Raw genomic sequence first — 22548 nt, forward strand, 5'->3', positions numbered from 1 at the left:
CGGCTGCCCATGCACCGGCTGCACTTCGAGGAACCGGAACCGCCTCGCGTCATCGAGCAGCCGGACGGCTCCAGGGCCTGGCTGATCAGCCGGTACGCCGACGTCCGCCAGGTGCTCTCCGACCCCCGCTTCGGCCGCGCCCAGCTGTACGGCGGCGACGCGCGGTCCCTCCCAGGCGTACCCGAGATCGTGAACGACCCTGATCTGATGTTCAACCAGGACGGTCCGGACCACCTGCGACTGCGCCGCACCCTGCGTCGTGCCTTCACCCCGAGAGCCGTCGCCCGCTGGGTGCCGTGGATCGCCACGATCGTGGAGCAGCTGCTCGACGAGCTGGCGGCCGGACCGCAACCCGCGGACGGAGTGGCGGAGTTCACTCTCCCGCTGCCGGTGGCGGTCATCAGCCGACTGATGGGTCTGGACGAGCAGGCCCGCGACCGGATGCGTCACTGGAGCGAACACGCCTTCTCCGACGGCTCGCACGCCGACGACCAAGTTGAGGCGGCGCTAAGGGAGTTCAGGGCCTTCGGGGCGGCGCTCCTCGCCGAACGGCGGCGCGCCCCCGGCAACGACCTGATCAGCAGTCTCGTCCGGGGTGCCGCAGCGGAGGAGGGCGGCATCCCCGAGGCCCAGCTGGTCGGTCTGGTCTGCGGCCTGGTCGTCGGCGGCCACGACAGCACGATGACCATGCTCGGTAACGCCCTGCTCTACCTCCTCGGTGAACGCCCAGAGGTGTGGGCGCGGCTTGGTGCGGACGAGGAGGCGGCCGGGACGGTCGCGGACCGGCTCATCCATCTCGTCCCACTGGGCGACGACCGGGGGACCGCACGCCACGCCTCCGAGGACACGGAGGTCGGCGGCGTGACAATTCCAGGCGGCGCCGTCGTGATCGCGGACTGCGGCATGGCCAACCGCGACCCGGCGGTCTTCACCCGCAGCCCCTTCGACGACCTCTTCGCGCCGCTGGAGGCGCCGACCCTGGCCTTCGGGGCAGGCGCCCACTACTGCCTCGGCGCCTGGCTGGCCCGCACGGAACTGAGGATCGCCCTGAACCGCCTCGCGGCCCGTTTCCCCGGCTTGCGCCTGGCCGAACCCCCGGATCTCGTCAGCTGGCGGACGGGCAGTACCTCGCGGAGTCCGCGCAGCCTCTCCATGACCTGGTAGCGCGTCGCCACGGCGGCCGGGTAGCAGCCCACCGGCCTTGGCCCGCGGCGGTCCCGGGTCGGCACCGGCCCCGCCGCCACCCGCCGGGTTCGGATACCGGGGCGCTGTCTTTGTGAACGGGTCGGCAAGCGTGAGTTCTCAGCGTTCCCTGCGACCGCGGTGGAGCGCCAGATGTGCGGACGGTCCCTGGACGAGTACCTGGCTGACTACGTCCGGGGCCCGTGGGCCGCTGCCCCGAGCGGGCGGCGGCCCGTTCGCGTCAGCGGGCGAGGGCTCGCGCGTGCGTCTGTGCCTCGTCGAGTAGGTCCCGCAGCGTCGCAGTGGTGGGTGCGGCGGCGGTGGCGAGCAGTGCCGGACCGCCTGCCAGCGGTGCCACGACAGCGCACCTGTCCTTGGTGCCTTCGCCGAGCGATACGGGATTCCGTGGGACGTCGAGGCGCGGGTCCATGACCAAGAGATGGCCGACGGCGCGGTGTCCGCCCAGGACGGCCGGGCCGTCCCGGCCAAGTTCCGGGGTCCCGTACGCGGTGTACTGGTCGAGCAGTGGGCGAGCGCCGCCGGACGGGATCTCGGTTGCAGACTCCGGCACCCGTGCGGCACCCGTGCGGCACCCGTGCGGCAGTCGTGGGGGGAGAGAGCCCCGCTCGTCGTGTGGGGACGACGCTTCCATATCGGCCGCACGGCCCAACCGGAGTGGGTCTCGGTGGCCGGTCGATGGCCGGACGCCTTTGGACGGCACAGCACGCAGCGGTGCGGCCCAACCTGCCGCACGTGCTCTGATCAGAAAAGAGGTCATTGGGCGGCACGGCGCGGCAGCACGCAACACGATCGCTCATGGTCTCGTAATGCGTGGGTCTCGAGTCGGGGTTGCCAGGGGCTTTCAGCTCTGCCGGAGGGACATCCGATGGGCTTTCCGCGGTACAGCCACGGAAGGTTGCGACAGTGCTGAAGCGCTCACGACCTCGGGCATGGCCACCCACGCCACTGCTCCGTAGCGCTTCGAGGCGGCACCCGGGTAGGCAGCAGGAGACAAGGCGCTGCGGGCCGCACTGGGTCCGACCTGGGGCAATGCGTCCCCCGACAGACCCGGCGGCTCAGCGCCGGGCCTGTCGGTAGGTCAGTCGTACGGGTAGAAGCCCGACCCTGTCTTGCGGCCGAGCCGGCCCGCGTCGACCATCCGCTGGAGCAGCGGGGGAGCGGCGTACAGGGGCTCCTTGTACTCTGCGTACATCGAGTCGGCGACCGAGGCCACGGTGTCCAGGCCGATCAGGTCGGCGAGCTTAAGCGGACCCATCGGGTGGGCGCAGCCCATCTCCATGCCGTTGTCGATGTCCTCGCGGCTGGCGATGCCCGACTCGAACATCCGGATCGCCGAGAGCAGATACGGGATCAGCAGGGCGTTGACGACGAAGCCCGACCGGTCCTGGGCGCGGATCGCGTGCTTGTCGAGCACGCTCTGCACGACGGCTTCGGCACGCTTTATGGTCTCGTCGGACGTCGTCAGCGCGGGGATCAGCTCGACGAGCCGCTGCACCGGGGCCGGGTTGAAGAAGTGGATGCCGATGACCTGGTCCGGCCGGGAGGTCGCCACGGCGAGCTTCACCAGCGGGATGGAGGAGGTGTTCGAGGCGAGGATCGCGTCCGGCCGTGTCACCACCTGATCGAGCACCTGGAAGATCTCGGTCTTGACCTGCTCGTTCTCCACGACGGCCTCGATCACGAGATCGCGGTCGGCGAACTCACCGAGGTCGGTGGTGAAGCTGAGGCGGCCGAGGGTCTCGTCGCGCTCCTCCACAGTGATCTTGCCGCGTTCGGCGGCCTTGGAGAGGGAGTTGTGGAGCCGGGTGCGCCCTATCTCCAGGGCCTCGCCGGTGGTCTCGGCCACCTTGACCTCGAGGCCGCTGCGTGCGCAGACCTCCGCGATGCCTGCGCCCATTTGGCCACAGCCCACCACTCCGACGCGTGCAATGTCGGCCATAGAGTCCGTCACCTCGTGCCTTTCGCTGATCTCGTGCGGCAGTTCCCGTTTGATTTCGGTGCCCGCCTCGGCCCCACGACGTTACTCCGCGATCCGGCACCGGAAAGCTGCGGGTCGGGCGGCCCGGAGGCGGGCATGATCTGCGTCACGCATGCCGACGTGACATACGGGAACAGATGGATGAAAGGTGTACAGATGTATCGTATGGGTCGGAGGTCATGGGTGATGGGCGCGGCGAGCACGGTGGCCGCTCTGCTGATGGCGGGTGATGCCGTCGCCGCGCGTGGACCGGATTCCCCACGGCACGGGAGCAGGGGCCGCAGGGCTGCCCAGGGCGAGCTGCGCGGTGTGTGGGTCGCCACGGTCGGCAACCTGGACTGGCCATCGAAGCCGGGCCTGAGTGCCGCAGCCCAGGAGGCCGAGCTGATCGCGCACCTGGACCGCGCGGCCGCCCTGCGGCTGAACGCCGTGGTTCTCCAGGTCCGGCCGAGTGCCGACGCGCTGTGGTCCTCGTCGTACGAGCCGTGGGCCCAGTGCCTCACCGGTGTCCAGGGTAAGGATCCTGGCTGGGACCCGCTGGGCACGGCGGTCCGCGAGGCGCACGCGCGTGGTCTGGAGCTGCACGCCTGGTTCAACCCCTACCGGGTCGCGAACCACACGGACCCCTCACGTCTCATCGCCTCCCACCCTGCCCGGGTGCACCCGGACTGGGTCCTGCCCTACGGAGGGAAGCTCTACTACAACCCGGGGCTGCCCGAGGTCAGGAAATTCGTCCAGGACGCGATGCTCGACGCGGTCAGCCGCTACGCCGTCGACGCGGTGCACTGGGACGACTACTTCTACCCCTACCCCGTGGCGGGCCAGGTCTTCGACGACGACGCGGCGTACGAGCGGTACGGCGCGGACTTCGCGGACAAGGCGGCCTGGCGCCGCGACAACACCGACCGGCTGGTGCGCGAGACGGCCGCGCGGATCAAGGAGGTCAGGAGTGGCGTCCGGTTCGGGATCAGTCCTTTCGCGGTGTGGCGCAACAAGGCGACCGACGCTCTGGGGTCCGACACCAGGGCCGGCGTACAGACCTACGACGACCTGCACGCCGACACCCGGAAGTGGGTGAAGGAGGGCTGGATCGACTACATCTGTCCGCAGATCTACTGGAACATCGGCTTCTCCGCCGCCGACTACGCGAAGCTGCTGCCCTGGTGGGCCGAGACGGTCCGGGGCACCGACGTCGGACTGTACGTCGGGGAGGCGCTCTACAAGGCCGGCGATCCCGCCCAGCCCGCGGCCTGGCAGGACCCGGCCGAACTCTCCCGGCACCTCGACTTCGCCGCCGGATATCCGGAGGTGGGAGGCCACGTCTACTTCTCCGCGAAGCACGTGAAGGCCGACCCCTTCGGGGCGATGGGCCGGGTGGTGGCCGACCACTACCAGGTCCCGGCCCGAACGCCCCGCTGATCCGGGCCGAAGGGCGAGACAAGCCAGGACGCGTGCGCCGAGGACCACTCGTACCCCCGGCGCACGCGCGCTCTAACGGTCCTGGTCCCGTTCCTCCGGGGCGGTGTGCTGGACGACGCTGTCGGGGCCCGGGGACCTGATCGACTCGTGCCCGTCCTCGAAGCGCAGGCGGTACGGGGGGCTGCCCCCGTCGCCGAGCACCTCGATGATCTCTGCGATCCGGTCGTGCTGGCCCACGGTCCTGCCGTGCGTCAGCAGCCGGTCGCCCGTGTGTGCCTCCATCGGGGCTGACCTCCTCACGGGTGGCGGTCCATGTCGACAAGTCTATGACCGGACGGGCGCGTCGGCTCTCGCGCGGCGGGCCTCGCGGCCCCCTGCTTTCTGAGTCACGGTGATGCACGCCAGGACGGCCACCGCCGCCACCGGGGCGGCGGCGGACACCTCCTCGCCGAGGGCGAGGAACGACCAGACCAGGGTGAGCAACGGCTGCGCCAGCTGGAGCTGGCTGGCCCGGGGGACCCCGATCTCCGCCATGCCCCGGTACCAGACGTACAGCCCGAGGAAGGTCGACACGACAGCAACCCAGACAAGCCCGACGACCCCGCGGGCCGTGAGGTGCACGGGTTCGAAGGGCAGTGCCACGGCCGCGCCGGCCACCGCGAGCGGCAGGGAGAGGATGAGGGCCCAGCCGATCACCTGCCAGCCCGGCATCACCTTGGCCAGCCTGCCGCCCTCGGTGTATCCCGCCGCACAGACCAGCAGCGCCCCGAACAGATACAGATCGCCGCCGGACAGCTTTCCGCCGCTCTGCTGAACCGTGAACGCGATCACCACGGCTGCCCCGGCCAGCGCCGCGGCCCAGAAGGCCCGCGGTGGACGTGAGCCGGTGCGCAGGGCCGAGAAGAGCGCGGTCGTCAGCGGCAGCAGCCCCACCACCACCGCCGCGTGCGCACTCGTGGAGGTCTCCAGGGCCAGCGAGGTCAGCAGCGGGAACCCGACCACCACGCCGCCCGCGACGACCGCGATACCGGGCCAGTGGCGGCGCGCGGGCAAGGGGACCCGGCCGGCGAGCAATGCGCATCCCGCGATCAGTGCCGCAAGCACACTGCGCAGCGCGACGAGGGACCAGGGGCCGAAACTCTCCAGACCCCACACCGTCGAGGGGAACGTCAGCGAGAAGGCGAGTACGCCGAGCCCCGCGAGCAGGAGGCCGCCTCCGGGGCTGCGGCGCGCCGTCGAGTGGTGATCGGCATCAACCGCTATCGCTGCCCGTCCGGTAGCGCTATTCTGTGCTGTCATGCATGAGCGTAGCAGTGTGTCCGACCTGGTGACCTGCCTGAGGGGCGAGCTGAACCGCTACTCGCCTGGTGGAAAGCTGCCGTCCAGCCGGGCGCTCGTCGAGCGCTTCAAGGTCAGTCCGGTCACCGTCTCCCGCGCCGTCGCACAACTCGCCGCCGAAGGCCTGGTCGTCACCCGCCCCGGCTCCGGTGCCTTCCGGGCCGAGACCCGCGCCACCGTGCCCGCGCCGGGAGACACCTCCTGGCAGGAAGTCTCGCTCAGCGGGGACGCCGGACCCGAGGTCGTGCCGCGTACCGTCGACGCCTCGGGCGTCCTCGTCACCCTCGCCGCACCGCCGGCGGGGGTGATCGAATTCAACGGCGGCTACCTCCATCCCGGCCTCCAGCCCGAGCGGGCGCTGGCCGCCGCCCTGGCCCGGGCCGGACGTCGGCCGGGGGCATGGGGCAGGCCGCCCACCGACGGGCTGGCCGAGCTGCGCGCCTGGTTCGCCCGCGAGATCGGCGGCACGCTCACGGAATCCGACGTCCTGATCACGGCGGGAGGGCAGAGCGCCCTGGCCACCGCCCTGCGGGCGCTCGCCCCGCCGGGAGCTCCCGTCCTCGTCGAATCCCCGACCTACCCGGGCATGCTGGCCGCCGCCCGCGCCACCGGCCTGCGACCGGTCCCCGTACCGATGGACGCCGAGGGGGTGCGCCCCGATCTGCTGGAAGCCGCGATCCGCGCCACCGGGGCGAGAGTCTTCGTCTGCCAGCCGCTCTTCCAGAACCCGACGGGCGTGATCCTCGCGCCTGGGCGGCGCGATCTGATAGTCCGGGCCGCCCGGACGGCGGGAGCCTTCGTCGTCGAGGACGACTTCGCCCGCCGCCTCGTGCACGCGGACGCCGGTCCGTTGCCCGAGCCCCTCGCGGCCCACGACCCGGACGGTGTCGTCGTACACGTGCGCTCCCTCACCAAGATCACGTCGCCCAGCCTCCGCGTCGGCGCGCTGGCCGCCCGTGGCCCGGTCCTGGAGCGGCTGCGCGCCATCCAGGTCGTCGACAGCTTCTTCGTACCGCGCCCGCTCCAGGAGGCAGCGCTCGAACTCGTGGGCTCCCCGGCCTGGGAGCGCCATCTGCGTACCGTGGCCGCCGAACTCGGCAGCCGCCGCACTGCGTTGACGGCCGCCGTGCGCAGTCGGCTGCCCGAACTCGCCCTGCCGCATGTGCCGTCGGGCGGCGGCAGTATCTGGCTCCGGCTCCCGGGGCCGGGAGCCGGTGAGCCCACTCTGGTCTCCGCCGCCCTGCGGGCCGGCGTCGCGGTCGCGCCCGGCCGTCCTTACCACTGCGCCGAACCGCCTGCCGGACACGTCAGGCTGAGCTTCGCAGCCGTCTCGGGCCCGGCGGAGATCGCCGAGGGGGTTCGCAGGCTGCGCGCGGCTGTTGACGAGCTGAGGACGCCGGGCGCCAACCTCCCCGCATCCACCACTGGCTCTCCACGGACGCCTACTGGGCCCTGGGGCGCACCCGTGAGCAGCAGGACCGGATGATCGCGGGCTCGCTCAACTTCGGTGCCTACGAACCGGCTTCGGGTGAACAGGCCGCCTACGCGCGCGTGGTCACCGACCACGCGTCCTTCGCGTGGATATGCGATGTGTACGTCGACCGCGCGGCCCGCGGCCACGGTCTCGGTACCCGGCTCGTCACCACCGTCCGGGACGAGCTGGCTCCGCTGGGTGTGCGCAGGTTCCTGCTCGCCACCAGGGACGCCCACGGGGTGTACGCCAAGCTCGGATTCGCCCCGCTCGCCGAACCGGACATGTGGATGTGCCTCCAGGCGGGCTGAGGGAGGGTGTCAGTGTGCGCCCTGTCGGCCCTCTTGTCCGGCAGGGTGCCTGGCTCCACGATCGCGCTCATGAGTGTTCGGATGCACCTGGTCGCCGCAGCGCGCAGCTCCACCCTCCTCGCCGAGCGTTTCGACGACACCGGCCGCGCGACCACGCCGGTCGGCGCGAGGTCCAGCTCGCCGCCCACGCGCTGGTGCCGCTCGGTGCGGCCGAGCTGCGCTACTGCTCGCCCGCACCCCGCAGTCGCGCCACCGGCGACGCCTCGGCTTCGCCCCCCTTCTCCGGCCCGCGCCGCGCGACTGCGACAGGGCCGCCGACGGGGCCTGACCCTGTCCGGCGTGGCGGCCCACGAGCCGGCCGCTGCCGACGCCTGTCTCGCCGGTCCGCGCTCCGCCCCGTACAGCGGCGCATCCCTGCTCGCCTTCATCCCGGGTAGGGGCCGGCTCGACGTCGACGTCCGTCCGCTCTCCACCGTGACGATCACCGGACTGCCCGGCCGCCGGAGTCTCGGCCACGAAGCGTTTCCGGGCTGATCGGTTCACCCGGTCGACGGAACGGCTCGTACGGCGCCTTCCCGGCAGTCCGACCAGTCGGTATGGTGCGTGGCACCGAGACGAGGAGAGAGACCTGTGCCGCAGATCCAAGGCCACTGTGACGACCGGTTCGCCGCGGTACGCGACGCGTTCGCGGCGAACTTCGCCGAGCGCGACGAGCTGGGCGCGGCCGTCACCGTCCTGCTCGACGGCCAACCCGTGGTGGATCTCTGGGGCGGCTGGGCCGACGGGGAGCGGACCCGCCCGTGGGAGCGGGACACCGTGGTGAACGTCTGGTCCACGACGAAGGGCCCGACCGCCCTCTGCGCCCACGTCCTGATCGACCGCGGTCTCCTGGACCTGGACGCCCCGGTGGCGGCGTACTGGCCTGAATTCGCCGCCGCGGGCAAGGAATCCGTCCGTGTGCGCCACCTCCTCTCGCACCGCTCCGGGGTCGCGGGCCTGCGCGACCCGCACACCCTGGCCGAGCTCTACGACTGGGAGCTGACCACGGCCCGCCTCGCTGCCACAGAGCCCTGGTGGGAGCCGGGCACCCGCTCCGGCTACCACGCGATCTCGTACGGCTTCCTCGTCGGCGAGGTCGTCCGCAGGATCACCGGCCTGCTGCCCGGGGAGTTCCTGCGGCAGGAGATCACCGGGCCGCTCGGCATCGACTTCAGCGTGGGATTCCCGGAGGCGGACGCCGGCCGGGTCGCCGAGCTCGTCCAGCCGAAGGCCGTCGCCCGCGCACAGGCCGCGCTCTTTGCCACCATGGAGCCGATGGCCATCGCCTCCCTGCTCAACCCCGGCACGGGCACCGCCGCCGCCAACACCCCGGAGTGGCGTGCCGCCGAGATCCCCGCAGCCAACGGCCACGGCACCGCCCGTGCCGTCGCCTCCCTCTACGGCATCCTTGCCGGGCGGGGCAGCCTCGACGGCCGGCGGATCCTGTCGGAGGAGGCGACCGAGCGGGTCCGCGAAGGCCAGGGCAGCTGCCGGGACCTGGTGCTGGGGGCGGGTTTCGCCCACGAGACCGAGCTGGGTCTCGGCCTCTGGCTGAGCGGCGCGAACGCCTCGTACGGCCCCAACCCGCGTGCCGTCGGCCATGACGGGGCAGGCGGCTCCTGCGGTCTCGCCGACCCCGAGGCCGGGATCGCGCTCGGTTACGTGATGAACCGCATGGGCCCGAACATCTCCGACGACCCGCGCAAGATGGCACTGGTCGACGCGGTGTACGGGTCCCTGTGAGCCGCGGTCAGTAGCGCGCCGGACGCACCAGCCCCGACTCGTACGCGTACACCGCGGCCTGGGTCCGCTCGCGCAGGCCCAGTTTCACCAGGATCCGGCTCACGTGGGTCTTCACGGTCTGCTCCGCCACCACCAGCCGAACCGCGATCTCGGCGTGCGACAGGCCCTGGGCGACGAGGGACAGCACCTCCGTCTCGCGCTCCGTGAGAGCGCCGACACGCTCCCTGCTGGGAGCGCGGGGTCCGGCGCTCACCCGGGAGAACTCCGCGATCAGACGCTTGGTGATGTTCGGGGCGAGCAACGCGTCACCGGCCGCCACCACCCGCACCGCCTCGTACACGTACTCGTCGAGGCCGAAGGTGGTCAGGACGAGGGCCCGCACGGTTGCGCCGGGCGCCTCGGTGATGCGGCGCGTGGCATCGATGCCGCCGAGACGGGGCATCCGTATGTCCAGCAGGACGACGTCGGGGCGCTACGGCCGACGGCGGGGCTTCCCGCGCTTGGCGGCGCCCTTGGACTGCTTGGCGCCGCCGGCACCATCCCGGGACGTCTTGCCCGCCGCAGGTTTGCGCGGGGCGCCGGACTTCTTGTCAGCGCGCTTGGCCTTCGGCTGCGGCGGCGTCGGGGTACGGCCGCGGGTGCTGTTGACGGTCCGCCCACGGACGATCCCGATGAATTCCTCGACCAGGTCGGTGGTCTTCTCCTCGGGCCACGACAGGGCGATCCGTGACTCGGGGGCGCCGGACAGCGGCCGGTAGGTGAGGTCCTTGCGGTGATGCAGACGGGCCAGCGACTGCGGGACGACGAGCAGCCCGACCCCCGCCGCAACCAGCTCGACGGCGTCCGCCGTCGTGGCGGGCCGCTCGAACGCGGGCCGGCCCGGCGGACGCTCCCAGTCGAGGGTGTCGTCGAGGGGATGCAGCACGATCTCCTCCGCGAGGTCCTCGGCCGACATCTCGTCGACGGCGGTCGCGGCATGGTCCTTGGGAACGACGACCACGGTCGTCTCGGCGTAGAGGGGGATCGCGCTGAGGTCCGTACGGTCGACGGGCAGCCGCACGAAACCGGCGTCCGCGCCGCCGTCGCGCAGCAGACCGGCGGCCTCGGCGGCGGGTACGCCGACGAGGGTCAGCGGGGTACCGGGCAGCCGCTCGTTCCAGATCCGAACCCACTTGGTCGGGGTCACGCCCGGGACGTAGGCGAGCCGGAACGCAGGGGGTACTTCCGAGCCTGTCACCCCGCCAGGTTACCGGCCGTGGTCGGAGGCGGTGCACATGCTCGATACCCTGGACACCATGACGTCGCACCAGACCACCCAGACAATGAAGCCCGCCACCGCGGCGAAGAAGCTGGGTGTGTACCTCGAATCCACCCCCGCCGAGTTCCAGGAGGGCGTCGTCTCGCGCGCCGAGCTGAACGCGCTGCAGTCCGACCCGCCCCAGTGGCTGCAGGAGCTGCGCCGCAACGGCCCCCACCCCCGGCCGGTCGTCGCCTCGAAGCTGGGCGTCTCCATCGCCGGTCTCGCGCGCGGCGGTGTCACGGAGCCCCTCACCACCGAGCAGATCGACGCCCTGAAGCAGGACAGCCCGGAGTGGCTGCAGAAGGAGCGGGCCACCCAGGCGGAGGTCCGTAAGGAAGCGGTGCGCATCAAGGAGCGCGACGCGGCCCGCGGGGAGAAGACCGACCGGGACTGACGTGCCCGCCGCCGGGGGACGCGGCCGGGCTATTCGCCCGTGTAGAAGGCGACGGTCGCCACCGTCGTCGCGGTCACGGTCTCCGGGTCCGCGCCGGCAGCGGCGAACGCGCGTCCCCACTCCTCGCCCGAGCGCGCCACGAAGGCCTTCGCCTCGGGTGAGGTCTGCCACTCCACGGCGTCCTCCGGGCTGATCCCGTCGCCCGTCAGGTGCCACCCGAGCCCCAGAAGAGCCAGGTCCCAGCCGATGCCGACGGCCCCCGGCCCGTACTGGCTCCGGAACTCCTCCGGAATGACGGACACGTGCTCCAGCTCGAACACCGTCCGGTTGCCGCGCTCCGGCGCCAGCCGCACCTCGACCTCGCTGAAGCCGGGGTCGGGGCCGAACAGCCAGGACACCCGCAGCCGCTCCGGGGGCACGCACTCGAGGATCTTCCCGCCGGCGTTTCCCTCCAGCTGGTAGCCCCCGCCGACCCGGAAATCACCGGTCACCGGAAGGAACCACCGGGCGATCCGCTCCGGCGAGGTCACCGCCCCCCAGACATCGGCGGGGCCGGCGTCGAAGGTGCGCCGCAACAGCACCGTGCCCGCCTCCTCCGACCCCACACGGCGTGTGCCGACCTCCCGGTGCACACGGCTGACCTCGTCGACGATCTCGTTCATGGCCGCTCACTTCCCATCCACGTGTCCTCGCTCGCGCCGCGTCCGGCCGGTCCCAGGCCATGTAACCGAAGATCCGCCGTGCTCGCCCCTCCACGCTGCACATGGTGGTGGACGTTCACTTGTGTGAGGGCCGTGGTGAGGTGGTCAGGCGTCAGGGCGGCAACCGGCCGATGTCGAGGGTTGGTGGCCGGGCCACCGCGTCAGCTCCAGGTCTCGCGTTCCTGGCTGTTCGGGTCGTCGATCTCGGCCCACCTGGCGCCGATGCGCATCGTGGTCCTGCGGTCGTTGTCGTACGCTGCCCAGCCCGGCTCGCCGGTCCTGGCGAAGCGGATCCAGGCATCGTGGGCCCCGGAGGCCAGGTCGGCGGGCGGCTTCCCGGGGCCGAGCAGTGCTTTCGGGCCGTGCAGCCGGGGGAGGCCCGCGAGGTCGAAGACGAAGGGGAGCTCCACCCCGTGAGTGGCGCCGAGCTCCCCGCCCAGGGCCTCGGAGCGCCACGTGAACTCGTAGCCGTAGGTGCCCGACGAGGGGTGCGTGGCGTGCGCGGAGGCCATGGCCCAGCTGCCCGCGCCGAACAGTGCGTCGCCCATGATCGCGGAGCGAAGCGCGCCGGGGGACGCCTTTGGACGTGCCGCCCGGTACGCCTCGACGAGCTTCGCCGGGTCGGGGTGCGAGGCGGCCGCGGCGGCCTCGACGTCGGCGTCGGTCGAGGTGGAGTACGTGCCCACCGGGGCCAGATAGAGGTTGCCCTCTTCGGAGTTGGTTCCGATGAGCAGGTCGACGTCGGCGCTCAGTCCGGCGGCGACCGCGTGAGCGGGCTGGGTGTCCAGGACCAGGCTGAAGGGGCTGAGCCCGATCAGCGGGTCGCGGTGCGTCTCGGTCTTGAGGTCGATGCCCGCGAGCTTGGAGGCGGCCTCGACAAGGCGCTCGTCGGAGATCTCCGCGAAGGCGTCGAGGCAGGGCTCGATGCCGAGCACGTCGGCTGCGGCGCGGGTGACGCGCGCGCCCTGTTCGGTGGTGAAGGCGCCCAGACCGTTGCCGCTCTGGACGATCGCCCGGCGGAACAGGCCCGACGCGTCGGGCGTGGCGAGGACGCCGCCGACGATGGTAGCTCCGGCCGACTGACCGAAGAGGGTGACGTTGCCCGCGTCTCCGCCGAACGCGGCGATGTTCTCGCGCACCCAGCGCAGCGCCGCGACGACGTCGAGCAGACCACGGTTGGCGGGCGCGCCCGGGAGGTCGAGGAAACCCGTGATGCCCAGGCGGTAGTTGAGGGTCACCAGCACCACGCCGTCGCGGGCGAAGGCACTGCCGTCGTACATCGTCGAGCGTGTCGACCCGGCGACGAATCCGCCGCCGTGCACGAACACCATGACGGGCAGGCCGCCGCGCCGGGTCTCGGGCGTCCAGACGTTCACGGTGAGGAAGTCCTCGCCGCGGCTCCAGCCGGTGCCGAAGTAGGGAGTCATGTCGACGCTGCCGAGCGTGCGCTCGGACTGCGGCGCGTTCGGTCCCGGCGCGGTGGCGTCGCGCACGCCGGCCCAGGCGGCATGCGGCCGCGGCGGCTGGAACCGGGCGGCGCCGGTGGGCGCGGCGCTGTAGGGGATGTTCAGGAACGCGGTGGTGCCGTCCTGGCGGAGGCCGCGCACCGCGCCCTGAGCGGTGGTGATGACGGGAGCGGGGTGGTGGTTCACGGTCTTGGCCTTTCTGCGGGTGTCGTCCTGCTCGCAGCAGGAGTCAGCGCTGCTCGGAGTACGGGGCGAAGGGAGCCCAGCCCTTGATGCCGAAGGCGTCTCCCCGGCGCGTCACCTCGGCCGCGCCGTGGCCGCCCAGGTGGGCGGGGATGACCAGCGCGTTGTTGTCGGCCGCCCAGCCCAGCACCTTGCGGCGGGTGGCGATGGCCTCGGCCGGGTTCTCGCAGAAGCAGCTGTTGGAGTCCGGGTGGAGGATCTGCACCGGGCTGTGGAGCATGTCGCCGACGAAGACGGCGTGGTCCGAGCCGGAGCCGAGCGTCAGGACGGAGGAGCCGGGGGTGTGTCCGGGGGCCAGGTCCAGACGCAGGTTGACGTCGATCCGGTGGCTGTTCTCCCACAGCAACGTCTGGCCGGCGGCGTGCACCGGGGCGACGCTGTCCTCGAACACGTTCTGGTTGCCGCGGCCGAGCAGCGGCTTCCGGCCGTTCTCGGGATTCCAGAAGTCGAAGTCGTCCTTCGGCATCAGGTACGTGGCGTTCGGGAACGTGGGCACCCAGCTGCGGTCGTCCAGGTAGGTGTTCCAGCCGACGTGGTCGATGTGCAGATGCGTGTTGATCACGACGTCGACGTCCTCCGGCTCGACACCGGCGCGGGCGAGGTTGGCGAGGAAGTCAGTCCTGAGGTGGCTCCAGACCGGCGCGTACGGACGCTCCTTGTGGTTGCCGACGCCGGTGTCGACGAGGATCGTCTTGCCCTCACTGCGCAGCAGCCAGGTCTGGATCGCAGAATTCACGATATTGGTATCAGGATCCAGAAAATGCGGCGTGAGCCATTCCTGGCCAGTTTCCCAGGCGTGTTCGGGGCTTTCCGGGAAGAAGGATTCAGGGGTCATTTCGACGGGGCCGTAGTACTCCCATACGCGGGTGACCGTGACATTGCCGAGCTCGATCTGGTCCATGAGGCTGAGACTTCCTTGGTCGACCGGGGGCTTGACGAAACCGTACGAGGAGCCCCGCCCCGGCGGTATCAGTCACATGACTGCAGTGGAACGCACACGTGCCGGAGCCGTCTCCGGCGCTTGTATTCTGGGCGCGACAAGGCGAGCCGAAGGCTCCCATGGAAAGACCAGCGATTCCTGGAGGCCTCGTGGACGATCACGTGGCGGACCCCGGCACGGCCGGCGGACCGGCGACGGAAAACAGCGAGATGATCGTCGGCCGCAAAGCGGATCTCGAGCGTGTGTTTCGTATGGTGAATCACGCGTCGGCGACCGAACGGGTCCTGGTGCTTTCCGGCGACGCCGGCATGGGAAAAAGCGTGCTCCTTGAATCCGCGATGCGATGGGCAGGGGTGAGCGGCGTCCGGGTGCTGCGCACGGAGGGGAGCGAGTCGGAGGCGAGCCTCGTGTTCTCCGGGCTGCATCAGCTGCTGCGGCCGGTCGTCGGCGCCGTGGACCAGTTGCCCGAGCGGCAGCGCGCGGCACTCTCCGCTGCCCTCGGTGCAAGTCCCGCCGAGGGAGCGCCCGACCTCATGCTCATCGGCGTCGCCCTCCTGGGCCTCCTGTCGGATCTGGCCGACCGGCGGCCGCTGCTCCTGGTGCTCGACGACGCCCAGTGGATCGACCGGGCTTCCCTGGATGCCCTGGCCTTCGCCGTCAAACGTCTGGACGCCGACCCGGTCACGCTGCTCATCGGTGTACGCACCGGCGACCCGCTCCCCGCCCTCGACCGGCACGGGCAGACCCTCACCCTGGCCCCGCTCGACACCGCCGCCGCAGGACGGCTCCTCGATCATCAGCCGCAGAGCCCCACCGGACGAGCCAGGGACCAGGTCCTCGACCAGGCGGGCGGCAACCCCCTGGCCCTCGTCGAACTGGCCCGGGCCGCCGCCTCACCCGGCAGTGACCCCACCGGGCCACTGCCGCTCACCGGGCGACTGGAGCGGATCTTCGCCGCCCGCCTCACCGAACTTCCCGAATCCACCCGGCGGTTGCTGCTGCTCCTGGCGGCCATGGACACGGCCGACACGGCAGGGCTCGCAGCGGGCGGGCTGCCCGGCGCCGAGGACACCGCGTGGCTGCCTGCCGAGCGGTCCGGACTGGTTCGCCGCACCGGCCGGGCCATCCGCTTCGGCCACCCCCTCATGCGGTCCGCCGTCTACCACGCCGCCTCCCTCGACGCCCGGCGCGCCGCCCACCGCGCACTGGCCGACCTGCTCGGCGACGCTCCGGACCGGCGCGCCTGGCATCTCGCGGCCGCAGCTCCCGGCCCGGACGCGGGCGTCGCGGCCGCGCTGGAGCGGACCGCGGACCGAGCCCGCCGACGCGGCGGCTACGCGGCAGCGGCGCAGGCACTACAGCGAGCCGCCGACCTCGCTCCGCACCGCGCGGAAAGCGCCAGGCTGCTCGTCGCGGCCGCCGGGGCGGCCGTGTTCACCGGCGAACTCACCTGGGTCGACGAGCTGGTCACCGCGGTACGCGAACGCACCGACGACGCAACGCTGCTGGTCACCGCCGCCCTGCACGCCGGCCGTCTCGCGACGCTGACCACCCGCCACACCCTGGTGTTCTCCCGTCTGACGCGCACCGCGCGGCAGTGGGCGGCCACGGACCCGGACGCGGCCCTCGACATGCTCGCCAGTGCGGCGGTCGTCCGCTTCTACTCCGGAGAGGACGCCCAGCGGAAGGCGATCGACCGTGTGCTGGCGCAGCTTCCGCAGGACGAGCAGGGTGACTGGCGACGCGCCTGGGTGCGGACGGTGTCCGACCCGGCCGACGGCAGGCCCGAACTCATCACCCTTCTCCCACAGTTGCTCGCCGACGCGGAGCACAGGCCCGAGCGGCTCACCACCCTCGCGATCATGGCCTGGCTCCTGGACGAGACTCCGCGCGCGGTCAGCGCCTTCGACACGGCCTTCGACCGCTGGCAGGTCCACGGACGGCTGCCGGAGGGTCTTGGCGGCGCCGCAGCCTGGGCGTATGTGGAGCACGGGCGGTGGGAGCAGGCGCGCGAGGCCTGCGCGCAGACCACCGCGAGCGCCTCGATGATCGGCCTCGACCATGCCGTGGCGTGCGCGGCCGCGGTGGACGCCATGGTTCTGGCGCTCCAGGGTGAAGTGGCCGAAGCCCGTTCCCGGGCCGCTGACGCGCTCGCCCTGATCGATCCGCTGGGGAGCCGCTCGATCGCCGTGTACGTCCGCCGCGCACTCGGCGCCGCGGCCGGTGCGGAAGGCGCGTACGAGACCGCGTACGGCCAACTCCGCCTGGCCTTCACGGCGGAGGGGGGCCCAGTGCACTATCACGCGTCCTACCCTGCCCTTGCGGAGCTGGCCGCCGCCGCGGTCCGCACCGGGCACCGTGACGAGGCGTCCTCGATCGTGGAGCGCTCCGCCCGCCGGCTCGGCGACGGCGCCTCACCCCGGCTGCGCGCGCTGATCAGCCGGGCCCGCGCGCTGCTCGCGGACCCGGAGGACGCCGAACCGTACTTCCGGGAGGCCCTCGCCGATCCGGCGCTCAAGCACTGGCCCTTCGAGCGCGCCCAGACTCTCCTCGACTGTGCTGAATGGCTGCGGCGCCGCCGGCGTATCGCCGAGGCGCGGCCGCTGCTCACCGCGGCCCTCGAAGCCTTCCAGCGCCTCGGGGCCCGTCCGTGGGTGGAGCGCGCCCAGGCTGAATCGCGCGCCGCGGGCATCGACGTCGCAGTCTCCACCCCCGACACGCTGGCCGAACTCTCCCCGCAGCAACAGCAGATCATCAGGCTCGCCGCCCGCGGCCTGACCAACAGGGAGATCGGCGAGAAGCTCTTCCTCTCGCCGCGCACGGTCAGCTCGCACCTTTACCGCAGCTTCCCCAGACTGGGCGTCACCGCCCGCTCGCAGCTGCGCGACCTCATCGAGGGAACGCTCGTGGCGACCGGGCGCAACCAGGAGTGACCGCCCTCACGCCGGAATCCTCGGTCACCCCAGCGGTCCAGGGAGCGGAAGAGCTTTGCATAAACCTGCATTACTGCGTATAGTCATGCCATCGATGAGGAGGATTTCCGATGGTGGTACGTGCGGCAGTGGCAGGAGCGAGCGGTTACGCCGGCGGGGAACTGCTCCGCCTGCTCCTCACCCACCCCCAGATCGAGATCGGGGCCCTCACCGGCCACTCCAACGCCGGAGAGCGGCTCGGCGCGCTGCAGCCGCACCTGAGGCCGCTCGCGGACCGCGTTCTGCAGCCGACCACGGCGGAGGTGCTCAGCGGGCACGACGTCGTCTTTCTGGCCCTCCCGCACGGACAGTCCGCAGGCGTGGCCGAACAGCTCGGTGACGAGGTGCTCGTCGTCGACATGGGTGCCGACTTCCGGCTCGAGAACCCGGCCGACTGGGAGAAATTCTACGGCTCCCCGCACGCCGGCACCTGGCCCTACGGACTGCCCGAGCTGCCCGGGGCCCGCACGGCTCTGGAGGGAACCAAGCGCATCGCCGTCCCCGGCTGCTACCCGACGGCCGTCTCCCTCGCGCTCTTCCCGGCGTACGCGGCCGGTCTCGCCGAACCCGAGGCCGTCGTCGTCGCCGCGTCCGGCACCTCCGGCGCTGGCAGGGCGGCCAAGCCGCACCTGCTCGGCTCCGAGGTCATGGGCAACATGTCCCCGTACGGCGTCGGCGGGGTCCACCGGCACACCCCCGAGATGATCCAGAACCTCGGCGCCGCGGCCGGTGAGCCCGTATCCGTGTCCTTCACGCCGACCCTCGCGCCCATGCCCCGCGGCATCCTCGCCACATGCAGCGCGAAGGCGAAGCCCGGGGTGAGCGCCGAGTCGCTCCGTGCGGCGTACGAGAAGGCCTTCGCCGACGAGCCGTTCGTCGACCTGCTGCCCGAGGGGCAGTGGCCCGCCACCGCGGCCGTGTACGGATCCAACGCCGTGCAGATCCAGGTCGCCCACGACGAGGCGGCCGGCCGGATCATCGTGATCAGCGCCATCGACAACCTCGCGAAGGGCACCGCCGGAGGCGCCCTGCAGAGCATGAACATCGCCCTCGGGCTCCCCGAGGAGACAGGTCTTTCCACGATCGGAGTCGCACCTTGAGCGACTCACGCGCAGCCGCCGGGCTGCGGGCAGGGACGAATGATGCCGCGCCGCCGCCGCGCTGCGTGGGCGGAGAAGCGAACGAGGAGAAGCAGTGAGCGTCACGGCAGCCAAGGGATTCACGGCGGCGGGCATCGCCGCCGGAATCAAGGAGAGCGGTAATCCGGATCTGGCCCTCGTGGTCAACAACGGACCCCGCCGCGCCGCCGCGGGCGTCTTCACCTCCAACCGCGTCAAGGCCGCCCCCGTCCTCTGGTCGGAACAGGTCCTCAAGGGCGGCGAAGTGACCGCCGTCGTCCTCAACTCCGGTGGTGCCAACGCCTGTACGGGGCCCCAGGGTTTCCAGGACACCCATGCCACAGCCGAGAAGGCCGCCGAGGTCCTCAGCGGTCACAGCGCGGGGGAGATCGCGGTCGCCTCCACCGGACTGATCGGCCTGCTCCTCCCCATGGACAAGCTCCTGCCCGGTATCGAGCAGGCGGCCCAGGCCCTCAGTGAGCACGGCGGCGAGAAGGCCGCCATCGCGATCAAGACCACGGACACCGTCCACAAGACCGCGGTCGCGGGAGGCGAGGGCTGGACCGTCGGTGGTATGGCCAAGGGCGCGGGCATGCTCGCCCCCGGCCTCGCCACCATGCTGGTCGTCCTCACCACCGACGCCGACGTCGAAGCACCCGCTCTCGACGCCGCGCTGCGCGCCGCCACCCGCACCACCTTCGACCGGGTCGACTCCGACGGCTGCATGTCCACCAACGACACCGTGCTGCTGCTCGCTTCGGGAGCGAGCGGAATCACCCCCGCGCAGGCCGAGTTCGACCGGGCCGTGCAGAGGGTCTGCGCCGATCTCGCCCGGCAGCTGATCGGCGATGCCGAGGGCGCCTCCAAGGACATCCGGATCGAGGTGATCAACGCGGCCACCGAGGACGACGCCGTCGAGGTCGGCCGGAGCATCGCCCGTAACAACCTCCTCAAGTGCGCCATCCACGGAGAGGACCCCAACTGGGGCCGGGTCCTCTCCGCGATCGGCACGACGAAGGCCGCCTTCGAGCCCGACCGGCTGAACGTCGCCATCAACGACGTCTGGGTGTGCAGGAACGGCAGCGTCGGCGAGGACCGAGACCTGGTCGACATGCGCTACCGGGAGGTCGGGATCACCGCGGACCTCGCGGCGGGAGACGAGTCCGCCGTCATCTGGGCCAACGACCTGACCGCCGAGTACGTCCACGAGAACAGCGCGTACAGCTCATGAGTGCCGCGAGGAAGCACACCGCGCTGCCCAAGGCGCAGATCCTCATCGAGGCGCTGCCCTGGCTCACCCGTCACAACGGCAGGACCGTCGTCATCAAGTTCGGCGGCAACGCCATGATCGACGAGGACCTGAAGGCGGCCTTCGCCCAGGACGTCGTCTTCCTGCGGCACGCCGGCCTCAAGCCCGTCGTCGTGCACGGCGGCGGCCCGCAGATCAGCGCGCAGCTCGACAAGCAGGGCCTGGTCAGTGAATTCAAGGCGGGGCTGCGCGTCACGACGCCCGAGGCCATGGACGTCGTACGCATGGTTCTGGCCGGACAGGTCCAGCGTGAACTGGTCGGGCTGCTCAACCAGCACGGCCCGCTCGCCGTCGGCATGACGGGCGAGGACGCTCACACGATCACGGCCGTCCAGCACCGCCCCGTGATCGACGGCGAGGCGGTCGACATCGGCCGGGTCGGCGAGATCACCGCCATCGACACCGGAGCGATCCAGGCGCTGCTGGACGACGGCCGGATCCCGGTCGTCTCCTCCATCGCGCGCTCCGCCGAGGACAACCACGTCTACAACGTCAACGCCGACACCGCGGCCGCCGCACTCGCCGCAGCGCTGGACGCCGAGACGCTGATGGTCCTCACCGACGTCGAGGGCCTCTACGAGGACTGGCCGAACAGCGACGACGTCATCAGCCGCCTCACCGCCACGGAGCTGGAGAAGCTGCTGCCCGACCTCTCCAGCGGCATGGTGCCCAAGATGCAGGGCTGCCTCCACGCCGTACGCAACGGTGTCGAGACCGCCCGTGTCATCGACGGCCGGGTCCAGCACGCGATCCTGCTGGAGATCTTCACCGACGAGGGGATCGGCACGATGGTCGTGCCCGACGCGACAACCGCCACACCGCACGGCGCAGAGGGGGAGTCATGAGCAACGAGGACATCACCCAGCGCTGGCAGGGTGCGCTGATGGACAACTACGGCACCCCGCAGCTGCCCCTGGTGCGCGGCGCGGGCGCCCGTGTGTGGGACGCGGACGGAAGCGAGTACCTCGACTTCGTCGGCGGTATCGCGGTGAACGCGCTGGGCCACGCCCACCCCGCGGTGGTCGAGGCCGTCTCCACGCAGATCGCTCGTCTCGGCCATGTCTCCAACCTCTACACCGCCGAGCCGCCCGTCGCGCTCGCCGAGCGGCTGCTGCAGCTCTTCGGGCGTACGGGCAGGGTCTACTTCTGCAACTCCGGTGCCGAGGCCAACGAGGCGGCCTTCAAGATCGGCCGGCTCACCGGGCGGACGCACATGGTCGCCACCGACGGCGGCTTCCACGGCCGGACCATGGGCAGCCTCGCCCTGACCGGCCAGCCCGGCAAGCGCGACCCGTTCCTGCCGCTGCCCGGCGACGTCACCCACGTGCCGTACGGCGATGTCGAGGCGCTCCGGGCCGCGGTGACGACCGACACCGCGCTGCTCGTCATCGAGCCCGTGCAGGGCGAGAACGGAGTCGTCGTACCGCCCAAGGGCTATCTGGAGGCGGCCAGGGAGATCACGCGGGCCACCGGCACGCTGCTCGTCCTGGACGAGGTGCAGACCGGGATCGGCCGCTGCGGGCACTGGTTCGAGTACCAGGCCCACCAGGGCGTCGAGCCCGACGTGGTCACCCTGGCCAAGGGGCTCGGCGGCGGACTGCCGATCGGCGCCGCCGTCGCGTTCGGTGCCGCGGCCGACCTGCTGAAGCCCGGTCAGCACGGCACGACGTTCGGCGGTAACCCCGTCGCCTGCGCCGCCGGACTCGCCGTGCTGGACACCTTGGCCGCCGACGGCATCCTGGACAACGTGAAGCGGCTCGGCGAGCGGATCAGGGACGGCGTCGAGGGCCTCGGCCACCCGTTGGTCTCCCACGTCCGTGGCTCCGGACTGCTGCTGGGTATCGTGCTCACCGGCCCCCTCGCACCGAAGGTGCAGCAGGCGGCTCAGGGAGCCGGACTCCTGGTGAACGTACCCGCCCCCGACGTCGTACGGCTCATGCCGCCGCTGATCATCTCTGACGCCGAGGTGGACGCGTTCCTGCGGATCCTGCCAGGAGCTCTCGACGCGGCTTACGGGGACGGACGATCCGGCGAGTGACGATCCGGAGAATGAGGCGACGACGATGACCGAGGCGCAGGAAACCGACCACGGCGGGCCGTCGGTGCCGCAGACCCGCACGGCACGTCACCGCAGGATCGTGGACATCCTGAACCGACAGCCGGTGCGCTCGCAGAGCCAGCTGGCCAGACTTCTGTCCGACGACGGGCTGAGCGTCACCCAGGCGACGCTCTCCCGCGACCTGGACGAGCTGGGCGCGGTGAAGATCCGCAACACCGGCGGCGAGCTGATCTACGCGGTGCCGAGCGAGGGCGGTTTCCGTACCCCGCAGGCGCCGCTCGGAGGGTCGGCCAAGGAGGAGCGGATGCGCAGGCTCTCGGCCGAGCTGCTCATCTCCGCGGAGGCCTCGGCCAACCTCGTGGTGCTGCGTACGCCTCCGGGCGCCGCCCAGTTCCTCGCCTCGGCCATCGACCAGGCCGAACTCCAGGCGATCCTCGGCACGATCGCCGGGGACGACACGCTGATGCTGATCAGCCGTGACCCCAACGGCGGCCAAGCGCTGGCCGACCATCTGCTGCGGCTGGCCCAGAACGACCGCTGACCC

The 22548-nt window shown here is 71.6% G+C and carries 19 protein-coding genes and 3 pseudogenes; 13 read left to right on the forward strand and 9 right to left on the reverse strand.

The annotated features are described in order from the left end of the window. The first annotated feature begins 9 nt into the window (after positions 1–9). Complete coding sequence (locus ACWD04_RS24325; RefSeq protein WP_451135303.1) at positions 10–1164, forward strand: cytochrome P450; 1155 nt, start codon at positions 10–12, stop codon at positions 1162–1164. Between the two features lie 259 nt (positions 1165–1423). On the opposite strand, the gene ACWD04_RS24330 is transcribed toward ACWD04_RS24325, so the two are convergent. Then, positions 1424–1753, reverse strand: a complete 330-nt coding sequence (locus ACWD04_RS24330) for a hypothetical protein (protein WP_451135215.1) — start codon at positions 1751–1753, stop codon at positions 1424–1426. A 528-nt stretch (positions 1754–2281) separates the two neighbouring features. Next, positions 2282–3142, reverse strand: a complete 861-nt coding sequence (locus ACWD04_RS24335; protein WP_451135217.1) for a 3-hydroxybutyryl-CoA dehydrogenase — start codon at positions 3140–3142, stop codon at positions 2282–2284. Between the two features lie 195 nt (positions 3143–3337). On the opposite strand from ACWD04_RS24335, the gene ACWD04_RS24340 reads away from it, so the two are divergent. After that, entirely contained in the window at positions 3338–4600 is a 1263-nt protein-coding gene (locus ACWD04_RS24340) for a glycoside hydrolase family 10 protein (RefSeq protein ID WP_451135219.1), read from the forward strand. A 72-nt stretch (positions 4601–4672) separates the two neighbouring features. Here ACWD04_RS24340 and ACWD04_RS24345 read toward each other — a convergent pair whose 3' ends face one another. Together ACWD04_RS24345 and ACWD04_RS24350 are read right to left on the reverse strand one after the other, a co-directional pair. Further along, positions 4673–4882 (reverse strand): DUF1918 domain-containing protein, encoded by a 210-nt coding sequence (locus ACWD04_RS24345; protein ID WP_451135221.1) that lies wholly within the window; start codon positions 4880–4882, stop codon positions 4673–4675. A gap of 42 nt (positions 4883–4924) precedes the next feature. Continuing rightward, on the reverse strand, positions 4925–5899 hold the full coding sequence (locus tag ACWD04_RS24350; protein WP_451135223.1) for a DMT family transporter: 975 nt from the start codon (positions 5897–5899) through the stop codon (positions 4925–4927). Between ACWD04_RS24350 and ACWD04_RS24355 the strand changes: the two genes are divergently transcribed. The 4 genes and pseudogenes from ACWD04_RS24355 (at position 5898) to ACWD04_RS24370 (ending at position 9502) form a co-directional block, all read left to right on the forward strand. After that, a complete protein-coding gene (locus ACWD04_RS24355; protein WP_451135225.1) occupies positions 5898–7424 on the forward strand; it encodes an aminotransferase-like domain-containing protein in 1527 nt (508 codons plus the stop codon). The two genes, ACWD04_RS24350 and ACWD04_RS24355, sit on opposite strands and share 2 nt — an antisense overlap. Then, positions 7352–7720, forward strand: a pseudogene (locus tag ACWD04_RS24360) (GNAT family N-acetyltransferase); the annotation flags it as partial. The gene ACWD04_RS24355 and the pseudogene ACWD04_RS24360, both read left to right, overlap by 73 nt. Before the next feature lie 69 nt (positions 7721–7789). Further along, positions 7790–8254: pseudogene (locus tag ACWD04_RS24365) on the forward strand (histidine phosphatase family protein). Between the two features lie 96 nt (positions 8255–8350). After that, positions 8351–9502, forward strand: coding sequence for a serine hydrolase domain-containing protein (locus ACWD04_RS24370; RefSeq protein ID WP_451135227.1), 1152 nt, complete (start codon positions 8351–8353; stop codon positions 9500–9502). Between the two features lie 7 nt (positions 9503–9509). On the opposite strand, the pseudogene ACWD04_RS24375 reads toward ACWD04_RS24370, so the two are convergent. Both ACWD04_RS24375 and ACWD04_RS24380 read right to left on the reverse strand, forming a co-directional pair. Next, positions 9510–9971, reverse strand: a pseudogene (locus ACWD04_RS24375) (LuxR C-terminal-related transcriptional regulator); the annotation flags it as partial. A gap of 3 nt (positions 9972–9974) precedes the next feature. Further along, positions 9975–10739 (reverse strand): LysR family substrate-binding domain-containing protein, encoded by a 765-nt coding sequence (locus ACWD04_RS24380; RefSeq protein ID WP_451135229.1) that lies wholly within the window; start codon positions 10737–10739, stop codon positions 9975–9977. Between the two features lie 37 nt (positions 10740–10776). Here ACWD04_RS24380 and ACWD04_RS24385 point away from each other — a divergent pair, with 37 nt between their 5' ends. After that, entirely contained in the window at positions 10777–11196 is a 420-nt protein-coding gene (locus tag ACWD04_RS24385; protein WP_451135231.1) for a DUF5997 family protein, read from the forward strand. 29 nt (positions 11197–11225) lie between these two features. Here ACWD04_RS24385 and ACWD04_RS24390 read toward each other — a convergent pair whose 3' ends face one another. The 3 genes from ACWD04_RS24390 to ACWD04_RS24400 all read right to left on the reverse strand — a co-directional run bounded on the left by ACWD04_RS24390 (position 11226) and on the right by ACWD04_RS24400 (position 14507). Further along, a complete protein-coding gene (locus ACWD04_RS24390; protein WP_451135233.1) occupies positions 11226–11858 on the reverse strand; it encodes an SRPBCC family protein in 633 nt (210 codons plus the stop codon). Between the two features lie 200 nt (positions 11859–12058). Then, positions 12059–13549, reverse strand: coding sequence for a carboxylesterase/lipase family protein (locus tag ACWD04_RS24395; RefSeq protein ID WP_451135235.1), 1491 nt, complete (start codon positions 13547–13549; stop codon positions 12059–12061). Positions 13550–13592: 43 nt separating this feature from the next. After that, positions 13593–14507 carry an MBL fold metallo-hydrolase gene (locus ACWD04_RS24400; RefSeq protein ID WP_451135237.1) on the reverse strand — a complete coding sequence of 305 codons (915 nt, stop codon included), beginning with the start codon at positions 14505–14507 and terminating at the stop codon, positions 13593–13595. A gap of 188 nt (positions 14508–14695) precedes the next feature. On the opposite strand from ACWD04_RS24400, the gene ACWD04_RS24405 reads away from it, so the two are divergent. From ACWD04_RS24405 to ACWD04_RS24430, 6 genes are all read left to right on the forward strand, one after another. Then, the gene (locus ACWD04_RS24405; RefSeq protein ID WP_451135239.1) at positions 14696–17479 is read left to right on the forward strand and encodes an AAA family ATPase; all 2784 of its coding nucleotides are present in this window, start codon (positions 14696–14698) and stop codon (positions 17477–17479) included. Between the two features lie 110 nt (positions 17480–17589). Beyond that, a complete protein-coding gene (argC, locus tag ACWD04_RS24410) occupies positions 17590–18618 on the forward strand; it encodes an N-acetyl-gamma-glutamyl-phosphate reductase (protein WP_451135241.1) in 1029 nt (342 codons plus the stop codon). Between the two features lie 94 nt (positions 18619–18712). Further along, complete coding sequence (gene argJ, locus ACWD04_RS24415) at positions 18713–19867, forward strand: bifunctional glutamate N-acetyltransferase/amino-acid acetyltransferase ArgJ (RefSeq protein ID WP_451135243.1); 1155 nt, start codon at positions 18713–18715, stop codon at positions 19865–19867. After that, positions 19864–20790 (forward strand): acetylglutamate kinase, encoded by a 927-nt coding sequence (gene argB, locus ACWD04_RS24420; protein WP_451135245.1) that lies wholly within the window; start codon positions 19864–19866, stop codon positions 20788–20790. The genes argJ and argB overlap by 4 nt, the downstream gene beginning before the upstream one ends. Further along, on the forward strand, positions 20787–21983 hold the full coding sequence (locus tag ACWD04_RS24425) for an acetylornithine transaminase (protein ID WP_451135247.1): 1197 nt from the start codon (positions 20787–20789) through the stop codon (positions 21981–21983). Before argB ends, ACWD04_RS24425 begins: the two co-directional genes overlap by 4 nt. Before the next feature lie 25 nt (positions 21984–22008). After that, positions 22009–22545: an arginine repressor gene (locus ACWD04_RS24430; RefSeq protein WP_451135249.1), complete on the forward strand. Its 537-nt coding sequence runs from the start codon at positions 22009–22011 to the stop codon at positions 22543–22545. The last annotated feature ends 3 nt before the right edge of the window (positions 22546–22548 follow it).

The sequence above is a fragment of the Streptomyces sp. NPDC002911 genome (assembly GCF_053591835.1).

Bases quoted from the DNA above. Each gene is read 5' to 3' on its own strand.
- ACWD04_RS24325 (WP_451135303.1), top strand. From the start codon at position 10: ATGCACCGGCTGCACTTCGAGGAACCGGAACCGCCTCGCGTCATCGAG.
- ACWD04_RS24335 (WP_451135217.1), bottom strand. From the start codon at position 3,142: ATGGCCGACATTGCACGCGTCGGAGTGGTGGGCTGTGGCCAAATGGGC.
- ACWD04_RS24340 (WP_451135219.1), top strand. From the start codon at position 3,338: ATGTATCGTATGGGTCGGAGGTCATGGGTGATGGGCGCGGCGAGCACG.
- ACWD04_RS24345 (WP_451135221.1), bottom strand. From the start codon at position 4,882: ATGGAGGCACACACGGGCGACCGGCTGCTGACGCACGGCAGGACCGTG.
- ACWD04_RS24355 (WP_451135225.1), top strand. From the start codon at position 5,898: ATGCATGAGCGTAGCAGTGTGTCCGACCTGGTGACCTGCCTGAGGGGC.
- ACWD04_RS24350 (WP_451135223.1), bottom strand. From the start codon at position 5,899: ATGACAGCACAGAATAGCGCTACCGGACGGGCAGCGATAGCGGTTGAT.
- ACWD04_RS24385 (WP_451135231.1), top strand. From the start codon at position 10,777: ATGCTCGATACCCTGGACACCATGACGTCGCACCAGACCACCCAGACA.
- ACWD04_RS24390 (WP_451135233.1), bottom strand. From the start codon at position 11,858: ATGAACGAGATCGTCGACGAGGTCAGCCGTGTGCACCGGGAGGTCGGC.
- ACWD04_RS24400 (WP_451135237.1), bottom strand. From the start codon at position 14,507: ATGGACCAGATCGAGCTCGGCAATGTCACGGTCACCCGCGTATGGGAG.
- argC (WP_451135241.1), top strand. From the start codon at position 17,590: ATGGTGGTACGTGCGGCAGTGGCAGGAGCGAGCGGTTACGCCGGCGGG.
- argB (WP_451135245.1), top strand. From the start codon at position 19,864: ATGAGTGCCGCGAGGAAGCACACCGCGCTGCCCAAGGCGCAGATCCTC.
- ACWD04_RS24425 (WP_451135247.1), top strand. From the start codon at position 20,787: ATGAGCAACGAGGACATCACCCAGCGCTGGCAGGGTGCGCTGATGGAC.
- ACWD04_RS24430 (WP_451135249.1), top strand. From the start codon at position 22,009: ATGACCGAGGCGCAGGAAACCGACCACGGCGGGCCGTCGGTGCCGCAG.